The following is a 16,689-nucleotide window of genomic DNA, read 5'->3' as shown; positions in this document are numbered from 1 at the left end:
TAAACTCGCATGCCCAATCATTCAGCTGCAAGTGGCTTTGCCGCCTCCGCACGCATCTCGGCGCGGGTCTTCGGCTTAGCCTTAATTTTCAGGTCTTCGAAATCCTGCTTGTCCCTGACGCTGTTGCGGAAAATCTGGTCCTTGCCGGGCATATATTGGGGCGGGCAATAGGCGTCTTTTGCACCATACCAAGCGGCCGCCTTGATGGTGAAGGACGGGTCGGTCAGGTGCGGACGGCCAAGTGCGACGAGGTCCGCACGGCCGGCGGCCAGGATCGTGTTGACCTGATCGGCGGACGTGATGTTGCCGACGCACATGGTGGCGACGCGGGCCTCGTTGCGGACCTGATCCGAGAACGGCGTCTGGAACATGCGGCCGTAGATCGGACGCGACTCCTTGACGGTTTGCCCCGTGGAGATGTCGGCGAGGTCGACACCGGCTTCGGCGAAGGCGCGGGCGATCTGCACCGCATCGTCGCCGGTGTTGCCACCTTCGGCCCAGTCGGTCGCCGAGAAACGAACCGACATCGGCTTGTGCGCCGGCCATGCCGCACGCATGGCCTCGAACACTTCGAGGGGGAAGCGCAGCCGGTTCTCAAGGAAGCCGCCATATTCATCGGTGCGTTTGTTGGTCAGCGGCGACAGGAAGCTCGCCAGCAGATAGCCGTGCGCCGTGTGCATCTCGAGCATGTCGAAGCCACAGCGATCGCCGCGGATCGTAGCGGCCACGAACTCTGCCTTGACGCGGTCCATACCAGCGCGATCGATCTCTGCCGGAACCTGACTATCCGGATAATACGGCAGCGGCGATGCCGACGTGATGTCCCAGGCGCCCTCGGACAATGGCCGGTCCATGCCGTCCCACATCAGCTTGGTTGCGCCCTTGCGGCCGGCATGGCCGAGCTGCAGACAGATCTTGGCCGCGGACGTGTTGTGCACGAAATCGACAATGCGCTTCCACTGCGCTTCCTGCTCGTCGGTCCACAGACCGGCACAGCCGGGCGTGATGCGCGCGTCGCGGCCGACGCAGACCATTTCGGTGAAGACGAGACCGGCACCGCCAATGGCGCGCGAGCCGTAATGCACCAGATGGAAATCGTTCGGCACACCCTCTTCCGCCGAATACATGCACATCGGCGATACTACGGCGCGATTGGCAAGCACCATATCCCGCATCTTGAATGGCTGGAACATCGGCACTTCCGGCTTATCGACATCGACGTCGAAGCCCTGCGCGCGCACCTTCTGCGCAAACGACTTGTCGACTTCCTTGACGAAGTCCGGCGCGCGCAGCGTCAGGTTATCGTAGGTAATCGCCTTGGCGCGGGTCATGACGCCGAAGGCGAACTGCACGGGGTCGAAGTCCCAAAAGCGGTCCACGTGCTCGAACCAGACTAGCGACACGTCCGCTGAATGCTGGATCTTCTCGACCTCCTCGCGGCGACCGTGTTCGTAGTCGTGCAACCCAGCCTCGACAGTGGGCGCCTTCGCCATCGCATCATACAGCGCGATGGCATCTTCCATGGCGAGCTTGGTGCCGGAGCCGATAGAGAAATGCGCTGTCGCCTTGGCATCGCCAAGCAGTACCATGTTGTCCTTGACCCAGCGCTTGTTGCGGATCATCGGGAAGTTGCGCCACATCGAACGGTTGATCAGCAGCTTGTGGTCGCCGAGGAACCACTTGAAGATCTCATGCATCCGATCGGCGGACTCCTGCTCGCCGAGGCCTTCCAGGCCGGCGCGCTTGAAAGTTTCTGGATCGGTCTCGAAGATCCAGGTCGACCGGCCTGCTTCATATTGGTAGGCGTGGGCAATGAACGGACCCCACTCGGTCTCCTGGAACAGGAAGGTGAAGGCATCGAGCGGCTTGGTTGAACCCATCCAGGTGAACTTGTTCGAGCGCAAGTCCACTTCGGGCGCGAAGTGCTCGATATATTTGTTACGGAAGTGGCTGTTGATGCCATCAGCCAGCACGATCAGATCGGCATCGGCGAAACGTGCTTCGTCGGTGATATCGACTTCGAACAGCAGATGGACGCCGAGTTCGCGGGCGCGATCCTGCAGGATCATCAGCAGCGTGCGGCGCGAACAGCCGCAGAAGCCGTTACCGCCGACGCGGTGGACAGTGCCGCGGAAGTGCACGGCGATATCGTCCCAGTAGGCGAATTCCTGGGTGATGCGCTGATAGCTCGGAAGATCGTATTTCTCGAAATTGTCTAGGGTGGCGTCGGAGAACACCACGCCGAAGCCGAAGGTGTCATCGGGACGGTTGCGCTCATAGACCGTGATCTCCGCCTGCGGTCGCTGCTTCTTCAGCAGGATCGCAGAATAGAGACCCGCCGGCCCGCCACCGATAATCGCGATCTTCATGACAGCCTCCGCAGTCGTGCCTGGATGGAGATATTTTAAACCTAAAACAATTCCTGGCAAGCCTGAGAAACCGGCAATTCGCCAGCTTTGATGCACATCAAATTATCAATTTCCACTCCGTCATGCCCGGCCTTGTGCCGGGCATCCACGTCTAAGCCGCAAATAAGAAAGACATAGATGGCCGGGACAAGCCCGGCCATGACGGCGCACTTATCGCCTTTAATTACCCTCAAACTTCGGCTTCTGCTTGTTCGCGAAGGCGTGGAACGCCCGGGCAAAATCCTCGGTGGTCATGCACAGAGCCTGCGCCACGGCCTCAGCTTCGATCGCCTCTTCCACCGACATGGCCCATTCCATCGACAGCATGCGCTTGGTCATGGTGTTGGCATAAGTCGGCCCCTCGGAAATCTGCTTGGCCAGCATCTGGGCCTGCGCCAGCACCTCCGCCGGCGCAACGATGCGGCTGAAGAAGCCCCAGCGCTCGCCTTCCTCGGCCGTCATGAAACGGCCGGTATAAAGCAGCTCGGACGCCCGGGACTGGCCAATGATGCGCGGCAGGATCGCGCACGCACCCATGTCGCAGCCGGCCAGACCTACCTTGTTGAACAGGAATCCGACCTTGGTGCCGGTCGCCGCGAGCCGCAAGTCGGACGCCATCGCCATGATCGCGCCGGCACCGGCGCAGATGCCTTCCACCGCCGCAACGATCGGCTGCGGAGCGGCTCGCATCGCCTTGACCAGATCGCCGGTCATGCGCGTGAAGGCGGTGAGATCCTTGGTGTTCATTTCGATCAGCGGACCGATGATCTCGAACACGTCGCCGCCCGACGAGAAATTGCCGCCCGCGCCGGTGACGACCACGACTTTGACGTCGTCATCCATTGCGCAGGCGCGAAAGAAATCGGTCAGTTCGCGGTAGCTCTGGAAGGTCAGCGGATTCTTGCGCTCCGGCCGGTTCAGCGTCACCGTCGCGATGCCATCTGACACGGCCAGCAGGAAATGCTCAGGCTTGAACTCGGCCAGCGGCAGCGTGACGGGATTGGCGACCTTGTTCTTGACCATGACTGACATATTGGCTCCCAGTAATTTGTTCGGTTCTTGTTGTTGCGGTTCGATCAGACTTCACCACCGGCGACGGCGATGCTCTGTCCGGTGATGGAACTGGCGCCGGCGCCGCACAACCACAACACGGCATCGGCGACTTCGCCGGGCGTCACCAGACGCCCTTGCGGATTGTGCTTCGCCAATTCGGCAACAGCTTGTTCGCGCGTACGGCCAGTCTTGCTCATGATGTTGTCGATACTGCCTTCGAGCAAATCGGTTTCGGTAAAGCCTGGGCACACTGCATTCACAGTGACACCGCTTTTCGCGACCTCCAGTGCCACCGAACGTACCAGACCGATCACGGCGTGCTTCGCAGCGCTATAAGCGCTCACATAACCATAGCCCTTGAGGCCAGCCGTCGAAGCAACCGCAACAATGCGGCCACTCTTGCGCTTGACCATCTCGGGAAGCACGGCCTGCGTTGCATAGACGACGCCCATGAAATTGACGTCCATCATGCGCTGGAACAGCGCTGCATCGGATTTCACGAAGGGCGCGGATTCTGCGGCGCCTGCATTGGCCACGAGAATATCGATCGGCTGGCGCTTCCCAGCATCGGCGATCGCAGCATTCAGCGCAGTCTGATCGGACACATCGGCGGTGATGGCGTAATGCGCGTCGCCGGCCGCGACGACCTCGTTCAGCACGGTGAGATTGCGCCCCATGATGGTCACGGTGGCACCGGCCTGCGCGAGCGAGGCTGCGATGGCACGGCCGATGCCGCGGCCGCCGCCGGTCACCAGAGCGTGGGAGGAGCGAGACAATCCGGACATGCATCACCTTCCGCAGGCTCTCCATGAGCCTGCCTGGATATTATTTTAGACTTCAAGCTTTTGCAAGAAAGCGGCAGGCCATGCTGCTAGCGGCTGCGGCGGAGCGTATCTGACGGGGTCTCGCCGTAACGGGCGCGGTAGAAGCTGGCCATCCGGCTCGGATGGGTAAAGCCAAGATCGAAAGCCATATCAATAACGCGTTCGCCCGGCGCGGCCCGCAGCAGTCGTGCATTCAAATGCGTTAGCCGGATATCGAGCAGCGCATCGGAGATCGACATGCCGAAATGCTTCTGGAAGCCGAGCTGCAGCGAACGTATCCCGATGCCGGCTGCGCGCGCGAGCCGATCGAGATCGAGCGGCTCAGTGGCATGAGCCTCAAGATAGTCCCGTGCCTTTCTCAGCACTGACGGCAGCGGACCAAGGCGCGCGAGCGTGCGATCGATAGTGTCGGTGAGCGTATGTCGCTGACCGGTCAGCAACAGTCCAATCACAGAGTCACGCAGGGTCGCCGCCATCATCGGCGAGATCTGCTGCCCTGGCCCACGATGCTCCGCGAGATCGACGAGGTATTCGATCTGGGAGCGGATCGCCAGACCAAACGGCGTATTGAGGTCGACCTCCGGATCAAACTCGATGATCGCTCCGGATCTCTCCGCAAGCGCCGCCGCGCGCTCCTCGACGAGCCGTCGTTCGACCAGCAGGATCAATTTTGCGCAATCGTCCTGCCAGACCATCTTTGTAGGCATGGTCGGTGACAGCAAGGACGCGGAACGCCCTGCCGACACCTCAATCGTCCGGCCGGCGGTATCGATCCGGGCGCCGCCATGCAGCGGCAGCTGCAGCAGAAAAAAGCGATCGAGACAGCCAGGGTCTATCGATACCGAACCGCCATAGGAGACGTAGTTCACGGAGAATCCCTCGAACGCCGCGCAATTGTGAAGCGCATGAAAATCTGGCCAGGAGCGCTGCAAGGGATCGAGCGCATGCGGGCAGAAGATGCGCCCGATCGAATCGGCAGCCTCGTCGATATCCCTGGTGAAAACGCGAGAGAATGCCGCAAGCCTTGCGGCGCGGGTCGGCTGAGCATTCCTCGATACGGCTGCGTCCAACACCATGGTCCGATCGCCTGCGTTATTTGAAACCTAGACTATCCATGTCGCATCACGCCGCATAGTCGGCGCCGCGCCGCAAATATTGCCGTGCTGCACAACGAATGCGCAGGCCAGCACGTGCGAGAGAGGCGTGTGCAGCGCAGCGTGGCCGCCCCTTCTCTGCACCGGTAATTATTTCGTCGTTTGGATAGCGGATTCGTTCAGCGGCTAGAGACAGACCGGCAGGTCACGCAGCATCCTTGCAGACGTGAAACCCAAGGGAGCAATACCATGGCGGCACTTGAAAAAGGCATCACCCAGAACGGCACGGGATATGGCGGCACCACGTGGAACATCCTCGGGCAGGTCTATTTCCCGAAGGCGGTGACCGACTCCACCTTTGCCTTCGAGACCAACAGCGATCCCGGCCAGTTCGTACCGGTGCATATCCATCCGACGCAGGAAGAGTTTATCCTGGTGCAGGAGGGTATTCTCGACCTCAAGCTCGACGGCCAATGGGTGCGCGCCCATGCCGGCGATCTGGTCCGCCTGCCCCGCGGCATTCCGCATGGCTATTTCAACAAATCGGACAAGCCGGCCCGCGCGCTGTTCTGGGTGTCGCCGACACAGAAACTCGAAGCGCTGTTCAAACAATTGCACAATATGAGCGACATCGAAGCCATCGTGCGGGTCTCTGCCGAGCATGAAGTGAATTTCCTGCCACCAGAAGCCAACGACTAGGCTTCAACAGCCGAACCCATCTTTCACGCTTCGCGGACGTTCCGCGCAGACGCTCGTCTGCGCGCATGAGCCCGCACGCGCGCGATACAGCGCTGCATTCAGACAGGAGACGAGCCATGGTCAAACAGAAGAACGTTTGCGTCATCGGCGCCGGCATCGCCGGCCTTGCCGCCGCCAAATCCTTCACAGCGCAGGGGCACAAGGTGACGGTGCTGGAACGCAGTGGCGATCTCGGCGGCGTCTGGGAGCCAGCCCGCTCATATCCAGAGGTGCAGACCCAGAGTCCCAAGGAACTCTATCGCTTCACCGGCAAACCGATGCCCGCGAGCTATCCGGAATGGCCGAAGGGGCCGCAGGTCCATGCCTATCTCACCGACTATGCACGCGACTATAATCTGATCCCGCTGATGCGTTTCAATATGACCGTGGTGAGCATGAAACGCCGCGACGATAACCTGCCCGGCTGGACACTTGAGACACGCGATGCGGCTGGCAACACCGCGCAGGAAACATTCGATTTCGTCGCGGTCTGTACCGGACAATTCAACGAGCGCAAGGAACTGCATCATCCCGGCGAAGACAAGTTCAAGGCCGCCGGCGGTGTCATCCTGCATTCGGCGGAGCACACGGATTCATCCATCGTCAAAGGCAAAAAGGTCGTCGTGCTCGGCGGCTCGAAATCGGCCACCGACATCGCCGTGCATTCGGTCAATGCCGGCGCCAGCGCCGTTACCTTTGTCTATCGCGAGCCGGTCTGGCGCATTCCCTATTTCATCGGCGGCCTGATCAACTTCAAGCGCATCCTCTATATTCGCGCACAGGAGGAGATGTTTCGGGGCTGGGGCCTGAGTGCGCTCTCCCGGCTCAATCACGCCATTGCCAAACCCTTCATCTGGGCCAACTGGCGCGGACTGGAGGCCATGTTGAAGACCCAGCTGAAGCTGAAGAAGTGCGACATGGTACCGGAAGGCCGCATCGAGGACGGTATCAACTGCTCGGTGCCGATCGCCACGCCGAACTTCTTCCCGATGGTTGCCGACGGCCGCATCAAGGCTATCCGCGGCACCTTCGATCACTACGATGGCAAGACCATCGTGATGTCAGGCGGCCAGCGCGTCGAAGCTGACGTTGCTGTGCTGGCTATTGGTTTCACGCTCGGCGTGCCATTCCTTCCGCAGCAATATCGCGACAAGCTCATCCAGGCTGACGGGCAGTATCGGCTCTATCGCGTGATCGCCAATCCGGATCTGCCGGACCTGGGATTTGTCGGTTTCAATTCCAGCTTCTGCTCGGTGCTGACAGCGGAAATGGCCGCCAACTGGCTGGTGCGCTATGCCGACGGCAAGCTGGCGAAACAGCCAACGCCTGCCGAGATGCATCGGGACATGGACAAGATGCTGCATTTCAAGCGCGTCGAACGCCCCGCAGCCGGCGTCTATGGCGGACTATGCGTGGCGCCTTACCACTTCAAGCATTTCGACGAATTGCTTGACGACATGGGCGCCACCAGCAAACGGCGCGGCGCGCTGGTGGAGAAATTCACACCACCGGATGCCGATGCCTATGCGCGTTTTCTCGCCTCGGCGCCGAACTACAAGGCGGAAGCGGCGGCCGCGTAGCTTCACCCTCCATTGTCGTCCCCGCGAAGGCGGGGACCCATAACCACGGTCAGCGTGTTCCAAACGGCAGAGTTACCTCGACCGCGTTCCGACCAGATCTCCAGCGTGTATGGGTCCCCGCCTTCGCGGGGACGACACATGGATAGATTGGCGACTAACCACTACGCCCCCGTCTGGGCGCTCTTGATCAGCTCGCGACCGATGATGACCTTCTGGACCTCGGTTGCGCCTTCATAGATGCGTAGCGCACGGATCTCTCGATAGAGCTCCTCGACCTTGACACCCGACTGCACGCCGAGACCGCCGAAAATCTGCACAGCACGGTCGATCACTGTCTGTGCCGCTTCGGTCGCAAACATCTTGGCCATGGCGGCTTCGCGTGTGATGCGCGCGGCGCCCTGATCCTTAGTCCAGGCCGAGCGATAGACCAGCAGGGCCGATGCATCGATGGACGTGGCCATCTCCGCGAGTCCCGCTTGCGTCAGCTGAAGATCGCTGAGCGTATGGCCGAACATCTTTCGCGTGACCGAGCGATGCAGCGCCTCGTCGAGCGCGCGTCGTGCGAGGCCGAGCGCGGCTGCACCGACTGTCGAACGGAACACGTCGAGTGTCGCCATCGCGACCTTGAAGCCTTCACCGTCCTTGCCGATGCGGTTCGCCAGAGGCACGCGGCAATCCTCGAATTTCAGCGTCGCCAGCGGATGTGGCGCGATCACGTTGATACGTTCCGCGATCGTGAAGCCCGGCGTGTCCGCATCGACCACAAAGGCGCTGATGCCGCGCGCGCCGGATTCGCCAGTACGCAGGAACACCACATACTGGTCGGCAATGCCGCCATTGGAGATCCAGGTCTTGAGGCCGTTGATGCGGACATGATCCGGACCATCAGGCACCGCCGTCGTCGTCATCGCAGCGACATCCGACCCTGCATCGGGCTCTGACAATGCGAAAGCCGCAATAGCCTCGCCACTGCCAACGCGCGGCAGATAGCGCGACTTCAAGGCCTCCGAGCCGAACAGGCTGATCGGGCCGGTGCCCAGTCCCTGCATCGCAAAGGCAAAGTCTGCGAGACCAGTCTCATAGGCCAGCGTTTCGCGGATCAGACACAGCGAGCGCACGTCGAAGGTTGGAAACATTCCGCCATGGCTCGCCGGCACTGCCGCGCGCAACCATCCGCCGTCACCCAGCGCCTTCACCAGACGCTTGCAGGAGCCATCGACGTCATGATGATCGACCAGACCGGGCAATGTCGTCTTGGCCCAGCGCGACAGGCCCGTGGCCAGCTCGCGATGATGGTCTTCGAAAAACGGCCAGGACAAAAATGACTGATCGGACATGGCTTCCTCCCTGGATGCGTCGGCAATCGACATTGTTTTAAACCTAAAGAAATTTCGGACAAGGGCGATTGCCGGGCACCACACCATTGCCAAGCCTGCGATGCATTATCCCTCGATTGGAGGCGTGACCGGAGAAACCGGCCGTGCCTCCGGATGAGGCAATCCACAACCCTTTAAGTCTAAAACTATCGCTTTTCATATATCTCGGACATGCTAGGATCACCTTGTCCGACAGCACAGGAGGCCTATGCGTGCCAAATTCTGCAGCCCTGACGACGAAGGACGGCCGCTTCGGTTTTGAAGCCAAAGGCTCCCCCACGGCGACACCGCTGGTGTTTCTGCACGGGATCGGCGGCGCCGGCCGCGGCTGGCGCAACCAGCTCGAGGCGTTCGGCGACCGCTACCATGCCATCGGCTGGGACATGCCGGGCTATGGCGGTTCGAAGCAACTTGAGACCCCCAGCATCCCAGCCTTCGCCGAGGCGCTGAAGGACTTTCTCGCGCAGATCGGTGCCGTGAAGCCCGTGCTGGTCGGTCATTCCATCGGCGGCATGATCGTGCAGCGACTGATGGTGGACTATCCACACATCCCCGGCGCCATCGTGCTGGCGCAAACCACTTCCGCCTTCGGCAGCTCCGACGGCGAATGGCAGAAGAACTTCATCGACGCGCGGCTTGGCCCGCTCGACCGCGGCGAGACCATGGTGTCGATGGCACCAAAGCTGGTCGCCGGCCTGATTGGTGACGATCCCGATCCCGCCGGCATTGCGCTGGCGCAGGACTGCATGGCCTCGGTCAAACCCGACACCTATCGCGCCTCGATGAAGGCGATGATCGGCTTCGATCTCCGCAAGAACATCGCGGATATCAAAATACCGACTTTAGTCCTATCCGGATCGAAAGACAACAACGCGCCCGCGAAAACCATGGCCAAGATGGCCACACTCGTGCCGGGCGCGACCTATGTCGAACTTGAAGGCGTCGGGCATCTCGCCAGCTTCGAACGCCCGCGCGAATTCAATGAAGTACTCGCCGACTTCCTCAAAACCAGCCACAACCTTTCGGGGTCATCCTCATGAACAAGCCTGCCAGCAAGCCCGATCTCGACAGCATCGTTCTCGACAAGCCGATGTTCGATCCGAAGGCCTATCGTCTCGACGACGAACAGGCCGGGCTGATCGCCAAGGCGCGCGAGCTGGCGCAGGCTAATTTCGCCGGTCGCGCGGCGAAGTGGGATACCGAGGCCACCTTCCCGCTGGAAAACTACAAGGACCTGCACAAGGCCGGCCTGCTGGGCATCTCGATCCCGAAAGCGAATGGCGGGTCGGGCGCCGGCTATCAGACCTATTCGCTTGCTGCTGCCGAAATCGGCCGCTATTGCGGCGCCACCGCGCTGACCTGGAACATGCATGTCTGCTCGACGCTGTGGTCCGGCCCGCTGGCCGACGACCTCGACATGGATGACCAGATGCGCGCCGAACAGCACCGCCGCCGCGCCGTTCACTACAAGCGCATCGTCGAAGACGGCGCGATCTATTCGCAGCCGTTCTCGGAAGGTGGCGCAGCGGCCGCAGGCGGCGTTGCATTCGGTACCGAAGCCAGGCCCGTCAAAGGTGGCTGGATCGTCAACGGCAAGAAGATCTTCGCGTCGCTGTCGGGCTTCGCAGATTACTACGGCGTGCTGTGCACCGAGGTCGCTGAGGGTGAGAAGGCTTCGCGCCGCAATACGCTGTATCTGGCGATTTCCGCCAAGTCCGAAGGCGTCTCCGTCGTCGGCGACTGGGATCCGCTGGGCATGCGCGGCACCGTTTCGCGCACGCTGATCTTCAAGGACGTGTTCGTGCCGGAAGATGCAGCGCTGATGCCGCGCGGCGTCTACTTCCAGGCCGCGATGCGCTGGCCGCACATGTTCCTGACGCTGTCACCGACGTATGTTGGTCTCGCGCAGGCATCGTACGATTTCACTGTGAAGTATCTCCGCGGCGAAATCCCGGGCATGCCGCCGGTCAAGCGCCGGATGTACCCGACCAAGCAGATCGCCGTGGCACAGATGCAGATCAAGCTCGAGCAGCTCAAGTCGACCTGGTTCCAGGCCGTGACCGAAGCCTGCGCCAATCCGTCAAAGGAGCAGGTGCTGCGCGCCTACGCCGCCCAGTACACCGTGATGGAAGGCGCCAACGAACTCGCGGCGCTGGCGATCCGCACCTGCGGCGGTCAGGCCATGCTGAAGACGCTGCCGCTGGAGCGCATCTATCGCGACAGCCGCTGTGGCGCGCTGATGCTGCCCTGGACCGCCGAACTGTGCCTGGATCGTATCGGCCGAGAAGCACTCTATGAGGCCGGTGAGAAAGACGAGTAATCGTGGATCTCGCCAGCCTCATCGCCCGCAATGCCGCATTCACACCGGACAAGCCCGCGATTCATTTCGAGGGCAAGACACTCAGCTATGCCGCATTCAACGCCCGGATCGAGGCAACCGCGAAAGCGTTGAAGGCAGAATGCGGCGTCGGTCGCGGCGATCGCGTCGCGATCCTGAGCATGAACCGGCCCGATTATCTGGTTCTGCTCTATGCCTGCGCCCGCCTCGGCGCGATCATGGTGCCGCTGAACTGGCGCCTCGCGGTCGCCGAACAATTGTTCATCCTCTCTGACGCCTCCGTGAAGGTGCTGGTGCTGGAAGAAGGCTTTGCGGCGATCCTGCCATCGCTTGCGAAGGACTTGCCGGATACCCGCGTGATCGCGCTCGATTTCGCGCCACCCGCACCCGGCCAGACATTCGACGATCTGCTGTCATGCGCATCCGGTGACGGTCGCAATCCGCATACCAACCTCTCCTGCCCCCTGCTGATCGTCTACACGTCGGGCACCACCGGCCGTCCGAAAGGTGCCGTGCTGCGCCAGGAAGCGCTGCTGTGGAATGGCGTGATGAGCCAGCACATGCACAGCATCACGTCAGACGATCACGTGCTGACCGTGCTGCCATTCTTCCATGTCGGTGGCCTCAACATCCAGACAACGCCTGCGCTGCATCATGGCGCGACCGTCACGATCCATGCGCGCTTCACGCCAGACTCAACATTGGCCGCGCTTGCCCAGGAGCGTCCAACGCTCACCGTCTGGGTACCCGCAATCATTCAAGCGATGAGCGAGCATCCCGGCTGGGCTGCGACCGACGTGTCCTGCCTCAAGGCCGTCTCCACCGGCTCCAGCATCGTGCCACCGCATCTGATCGAGCGTCTGACGGCGCGCGGCATTCCCGTGCTGCAGGTCTATGGCTCGACCGAGACCTGTCCGATCTCGGTCTATACGCGGCTGGGCGGCGACCTGTCGCGTACAGGATCGACGGGTTTGCCTGGCCTGTGCTGCGAGGCCATGATCATCAACGACGGCGGCCATGAACTTCCCGCGAATGCCACCGGCGAGATCGCGGTGCGCGGCCCCAACGTGTTCTACGAATATTGGGGCAACGAGGCCGCGACGCGCGAGGCGCTGCATGACGGCTGGTATCGCACCGGCGATATCGGCACACGCGATGATGACGGATACTTCTGGGTCCACGACCGCAAGAAGAACATGATCATTTCAGGCGGCGAGAACGTCTATCCCGCCGAAGTCGAGCGCGTGCTGCTCGAACATCCCGATGTCGCCGATTGCGGCGTCGTCGGCGTGCCCGATCCGAAATGGCAGGAAGTGCCGGTCGCCTATGTCCTGTTGCGGCCGAATTGCAGCGTAACGGCCGAGGCGCTGAAAGCCCATGTTCTGACGCAGCTCGCGCGCTACAAGCAGCCGCGCGACATCGTATTCGTCACAGATTTGCCGCGCACTGCGCTCGGCAAGGTGCAGCATTTCAAACTGAAGCAGGTTCAGGCGGCAACGCCGAGCGACGGAGAGACCAATTGAAGATCGCAGTATTGGGTGGCGGTAACGGCTCGTTCGCAGCCGCGGGTGATTTCGCACTGCAGGGCCATGACGTCCGCCTGTGGCGGCGCGATGCCGAGGCTGTTGCCGAACACAAGAAGGCCGGCTCGCGTATCAAGGTCAAGAATGCGCAGGGCACGCACGATACGCAGTTGACGCTGGTAACGACGGACATTGCGGAAGCGATCAAGGACGTCGAACTGATCCTGTGCCCTGCGCCTGCCTTCGCACAGCCCGATATCGCCAAGCGGATCGCCCCGCACCTCAAGGACGGCCAGGTCGTCTATCTGCCGCCCGCGACCTTCGGCTCGATGATCTTCGCCAAGGCTGCGCATGATGCCGGCAACAAGGCCAAGGTCGCCTTTGCGGAAACCGGCACACTGCCCTGGCTCGCGCGCAAGCATGGTCCTTTCGAGGTCGCCATCACCATCCGCGCCAAGCGGCTGCCGACCGGCGTATTCCCGCTGCATATGTTGGACTATGCCTGCAAGGTCATCGACAAGGCCTTCCCTGGCGTCATCGAGCCGTGTGGTGACGCACTGTCGGGCGCACTGATGAATGCCGGGCCGATCATCCATCCGCCGCTCATCGTGATGAATGCCGGCCCTCTTGAGCATTTTCCGACCTGGGACATTCACAAGGAAGGCACCCAGCCGGCGATCCGCCGCGTTACCGACCAGCTCGATGCCGAGCGCATCGCGATCCGCGAGGCCTTTGGTTACGACGGGGCGCATTTTCCGCTGGCGGATCACTACGCCAAGGAAGGCGAAGAGTGGATGTATGGCCGCGGCTCGCATGATCGCCTGACCGACTCGGGCGACTGGCGCGAACACATCGTGCTCACCGAACATCGCTACATGCGCGAGGATCTGCGCACCGGCCTGTCGTTCTTCCTGTCCTGCGCCACGCTTGCCGGCATTGAGACGCCGCTGGTCAAGGCGTTCCTCGCCATCGGCGGCGCGATCTGCGGCGAGAACTTCCTGCAAGGCGGCCGCACGCTTGAAAGCCTCGGCTTCGGCGACCTCGATCAGGCCGCGCTGCTGAAGCTGCTGCGCGAAGGGTTCGCTGCATGAGCCCCCGTCCCGCCATCGCCTGTCTCGGCGCCGGTCGCATGGGCCGCGGTATTGCCGTCGCCTTTGCCTATGCGGGCCACAATGTCGCGATCGTCGACTTCAAGGCGCGCGACCTCGACAAGTTCAAGGCGCTCGAAGCCGAGGCGCTTGGCGAGATCCGCAAGACCTTTGCCAGCATGGCGCGTTTCGGTCTGTTGAAAGAGACCGATATCGAAACGCTGGTGTCGCGCGTCAGCGTCGTGCCGGAAACCGGCGCGGGCGCTGCGCTGAGCAATTCGGCGATCATCTTCGAGGGCGTACCTGAGGTGCTCGACCAGAAGCGCGAGGCGCTGGCGCGGGCCTCACAACTCGCAGGCCCAACGCCGATCATCGCCTCGACCACCTCGACCATCCTTGTCGACGACATTTCCAGTGCCGTCGACCATCCCGAGCGTTTTCTCAACGCGCATTGGCTGAACCCCGCCTATCTCGTGCCGCTGGTCGAAGTCTCGCCAGGCGCCAGGACCGATCCGGCGATCACCGCGCGCGTAAAAGAGCTGCTCGAAGGCATCGGCAAAGTGCCGGTCGTCTGCTCCGCCTCGCCCGGCTATATCGTGCCGCGCATCCAGGCGCTGGCGATGAACGAAGCCGCGCGGATGGTCGAGGAAGGCGTTGCCTCGCCGGAAGATCTCGACAAGGCGATCAAATACGGCTTCGGCTTTCGCTTCGCGGTGCTGGGCCTCTTGGAATTCGTCGATTGGGGCGGCGGCGATATTCTGTATTACGCCAGCAAGTACCTGACCGGCGCGCTCAACAACGACCGCTACGCGTCGCCGGAGATCGTCGGCCGCAACATGGCCGAGGGGCGCATTGGCCTCAAGACGGGCGAAGGCTTTCTCAATTATGAGGGGCTCGATGTCGATGCCTATCGCGAGGGACGGCTGTCGGCGTTCGTCGATTTGCTGAAGCACTTCCAGTTGCAGAAGCCGCCGGTGCTCTAAAGCACTCACGCGCAACTTAAACACTGTCATGGCCGGGCTTGTCCCGGCCATCCACGACTTCCTTCGTTTCCAGCCAAAGACGTGGATGCCCGGGACAGGCCCGGGCATGACGAGTTTCAACTATTCGCAGTGAGCTACACTTCCGGGAAGCCCCTCAGCAGATAGCTGCGCAGCCAGTGCAGCAGGCTGTTCAGGATCAGACCGAGCATCGAGATCATGATCAGCGGCACGAACATGTCCACGGTCTGGAATGTGCGCGCAGCCTGCACCAGCATGTGACCGAGGCCGTCGGTCGAGGTAATCATCTCGGCGAGGAATACCACGATGCAGGAGATCACGAGGCCGATGCGGCAGCCGGTGAGAATCGACGGCATTGCGGCCGGCAGCACGACCTTGAACAGGATCTGCCAGCGCGGCGTACCGGCAGCCATCGCCGACCAGATCAGCTTCTGCTCGACCATCGACGCACCGTAATAGGTCGACAGCAGGATCGGGAACAGCGCATCCGCGGTGACCAGCGTGATCTTCGAGGCATGGTCGAAACCGAGGATCAGCAGCAGTGCGGGATACAGCGCGATCTTCGGGATCGGCGCCAGCACGCGCACCAGCGGCTTGACCACGGCATTGACCGCCGGGCTCACCGCTGCAGCAAGACCGATGAACACGCCGACGACCACGGCAATGCCGAAGCCGGCAAAGAGACGGATCAGCGTCGCGGCGATATCGTGCAGGAAGTCGCCGTTGAAGAAGTCCTTCGCGAGCTTTCCAAACACCGCGCCCGGCGGCGGCAACAAGCTCGTCGGCGCGAAGCCGAACGAGATCAGCGATTGCCACAGCGCAATGAACAACACGATCGGCGTGATGCCCAGCAGAACCGAATTGATGCGTTCCTGGTTCATGTTGCGCTCACGTGAAGCTGAGAGGCATGTCGTCACGCGGCTGCGACCAGCGCACCAGCGACAGGCGAAGCTTCTCGAAGGCCGCATCGAAGATGATGCCCATGGCGCCGATGATCAGGATCATCGCGAACACCGTGTCGTATTGCGCCATGTCGAGTGAGTTGAACAGGATGTTGCCGGCGCCGGACTGGCGCGCGATCATCTCGGAGGTGATCATGGTGATCAGCGCCAGCACGAGGCCCGTGCGGCAGCCCGTGAGAATTTCAGGCAGCGCCGCGGGCAACACGATGCGGAGCATGCGCATCGGCGCCGACATGCCCATCGCCGCACCGGACCACAGCATCTTTTCTTCGACGGCCTTGGAGCCCTGGAAAGCGTGATAGATGATCGGCAGGCTGACGCCGAGGAAGATGACGAGGATCTTGGAGACGTCGCCGACGCCCATCCACAGCATGATGATGGGCATCAGCGCCGCTTTTGGCACCGGATAGATGATCATCATCAGCGGATTGAAGAAGGCCGCCACAGCCTTGATGCGCCCCATCAGCAAACCGAGCGGGATCGCAAACATCACCGCGAGCACGAGGCCGATGGCCATGCGACGGATGGAATCGAGAATGTTCAGCAGCGATCCCTTGTCGCCGAGGATCGAGGGAATGGCCTTGATCGATTCCAGTGCCGTTGGGAAGCTTTCGGTATCCAGCCGCAGCGAGGCAATCTGCCAGACACACAGCAACCCGATGCAGGCGAACAATGGCGAAAGTGTCTTGAGCACCCCGCGCATG

General features: G+C 61.7%; 15 protein-coding genes. 7 read left to right on the top strand and 8 right to left on the bottom strand.

Annotation, left to right across the window (positions count from 1 at the left end):
* Positions 1–17: 17 nt before the first annotated feature.
* The 5 genes from RSO67_RS26365 to RSO67_RS26345 all read right to left on the bottom strand — a co-directional run bounded on the left by RSO67_RS26365 (position 18) and on the right by RSO67_RS26345 (position 5,361).
* Positions 18–2,369 carry a bifunctional salicylyl-CoA 5-hydroxylase/oxidoreductase gene (locus RSO67_RS26365; protein ID WP_315841248.1) on the bottom strand — a complete coding sequence of 784 codons (2,352 nt, stop codon included), beginning with the start codon at positions 2,367–2,369 and terminating at the stop codon, positions 18–20.
* Between the two features lie 41 nt (positions 2,370–2,410).
* Positions 2,411–2,569: a hypothetical protein gene (locus RSO67_RS26360; protein ID WP_315841247.1), complete on the bottom strand. Its 159-nt coding sequence runs from the start codon at positions 2,567–2,569 to the stop codon at positions 2,411–2,413.
* 19 nt (positions 2,570–2,588) lie between these two features.
* Positions 2,589–3,431 carry an enoyl-CoA hydratase family protein gene (locus tag RSO67_RS26355; protein ID WP_315844367.1) on the bottom strand — a complete coding sequence of 281 codons (843 nt, stop codon included), beginning with the start codon at positions 3,429–3,431 and terminating at the stop codon, positions 2,589–2,591.
* Between the two features lie 53 nt (positions 3,432–3,484).
* The gene (locus RSO67_RS26350; RefSeq protein ID WP_315841246.1) at positions 3,485–4,246 is read right to left on the bottom strand and encodes an SDR family oxidoreductase; all 762 of its coding nucleotides are present in this window, start codon (positions 4,244–4,246) and stop codon (positions 3,485–3,487) included.
* An 86-nt stretch (positions 4,247–4,332) separates the two neighbouring features.
* Positions 4,333–5,361 (bottom strand): AraC family transcriptional regulator, encoded by a 1,029-nt coding sequence (locus RSO67_RS26345; protein WP_315841245.1) that lies wholly within the window; start codon positions 5,359–5,361, stop codon positions 4,333–4,335.
* Between the two features lie 267 nt (positions 5,362–5,628).
* On the opposite strand from RSO67_RS26345, the gene RSO67_RS26340 reads away from it, so the two are divergent.
* Both RSO67_RS26340 and RSO67_RS26335 read left to right on the top strand, forming a co-directional pair.
* Positions 5,629–6,078 (top strand): cupin domain-containing protein, encoded by a 450-nt coding sequence (locus RSO67_RS26340; RefSeq protein WP_315841244.1) that lies wholly within the window; start codon positions 5,629–5,631, stop codon positions 6,076–6,078.
* Positions 6,079–6,194: 116 nt separating this feature from the next.
* The gene (locus tag RSO67_RS26335; RefSeq protein WP_315841243.1) at positions 6,195–7,697 is read left to right on the top strand and encodes an NAD(P)/FAD-dependent oxidoreductase; all 1,503 of its coding nucleotides are present in this window, start codon (positions 6,195–6,197) and stop codon (positions 7,695–7,697) included.
* A gap of 161 nt (positions 7,698–7,858) precedes the next feature.
* Here RSO67_RS26335 and RSO67_RS26330 read toward each other — a convergent pair whose 3' ends face one another.
* Positions 7,859–9,034 carry an acyl-CoA dehydrogenase family protein gene (locus RSO67_RS26330; RefSeq protein ID WP_315841242.1) on the bottom strand — a complete coding sequence of 392 codons (1,176 nt, stop codon included), beginning with the start codon at positions 9,032–9,034 and terminating at the stop codon, positions 7,859–7,861.
* A gap of 251 nt (positions 9,035–9,285) precedes the next feature.
* Between RSO67_RS26330 and RSO67_RS26325 the strand changes: the two genes are divergently transcribed.
* The 5 genes from RSO67_RS26325 to RSO67_RS26305 are packed head-to-tail and all read left to right on the top strand — an operon-like array spanning position 9,286 to position 15,005.
* Positions 9,286–10,113 (top strand): alpha/beta hydrolase, encoded by an 828-nt coding sequence (locus RSO67_RS26325; RefSeq protein WP_315841241.1) that lies wholly within the window; start codon positions 9,286–9,288, stop codon positions 10,111–10,113.
* Positions 10,110–11,393, top strand: a complete 1,284-nt coding sequence (locus RSO67_RS26320) for an acyl-CoA dehydrogenase (RefSeq protein ID WP_315841240.1) — start codon at positions 10,110–10,112, stop codon at positions 11,391–11,393. The genes RSO67_RS26325 and RSO67_RS26320 overlap by 4 nt, the downstream gene beginning before the upstream one ends.
* 2 nt (positions 11,394–11,395) lie before the next feature.
* Positions 11,396–12,934: a long-chain-fatty-acid--CoA ligase gene (locus tag RSO67_RS26315; RefSeq protein WP_315841239.1), complete on the top strand. Its 1,539-nt coding sequence runs from the start codon at positions 11,396–11,398 to the stop codon at positions 12,932–12,934.
* Positions 12,931–14,025, top strand: coding sequence for an NAD/NADP-dependent octopine/nopaline dehydrogenase family protein (locus RSO67_RS26310; RefSeq protein ID WP_315841238.1), 1,095 nt, complete (start codon positions 12,931–12,933; stop codon positions 14,023–14,025). The genes RSO67_RS26315 and RSO67_RS26310 overlap by 4 nt, the downstream gene beginning before the upstream one ends.
* Positions 14,022–15,005 (top strand): 3-hydroxybutyryl-CoA dehydrogenase, encoded by a 984-nt coding sequence (locus tag RSO67_RS26305; protein ID WP_315841237.1) that lies wholly within the window; start codon positions 14,022–14,024, stop codon positions 15,003–15,005. Before RSO67_RS26310 ends, RSO67_RS26305 begins: the two co-directional genes overlap by 4 nt.
* 134 nt (positions 15,006–15,139) lie before the next feature.
* On the opposite strand, the gene RSO67_RS26300 is transcribed toward RSO67_RS26305, so the two are convergent.
* On the bottom strand, positions 15,140–15,904 hold the full coding sequence (locus RSO67_RS26300) for an ABC transporter permease (RefSeq protein WP_068732140.1): 765 nt from the start codon (positions 15,902–15,904) through the stop codon (positions 15,140–15,142).
* A gap of 7 nt (positions 15,905–15,911) precedes the next feature.
* On the bottom strand, positions 15,912–16,688 hold the full coding sequence (locus RSO67_RS26295; protein ID WP_315844366.1) for an ABC transporter permease: 777 nt from the start codon (positions 16,686–16,688) through the stop codon (positions 15,912–15,914).
* Position 16,689: the final 1 nt, after the last annotated feature.

The organism is Tardiphaga sp. 709 (genome assembly GCF_032401055.1).
Taxonomy (GTDB): Bacteria; Pseudomonadota; Alphaproteobacteria; order Rhizobiales; family Xanthobacteraceae; genus Tardiphaga.
The sequence above is the reverse complement of the archived record's forward strand: the minus strand, read 5'-3'. Positions and strand labels throughout refer to the sequence as shown.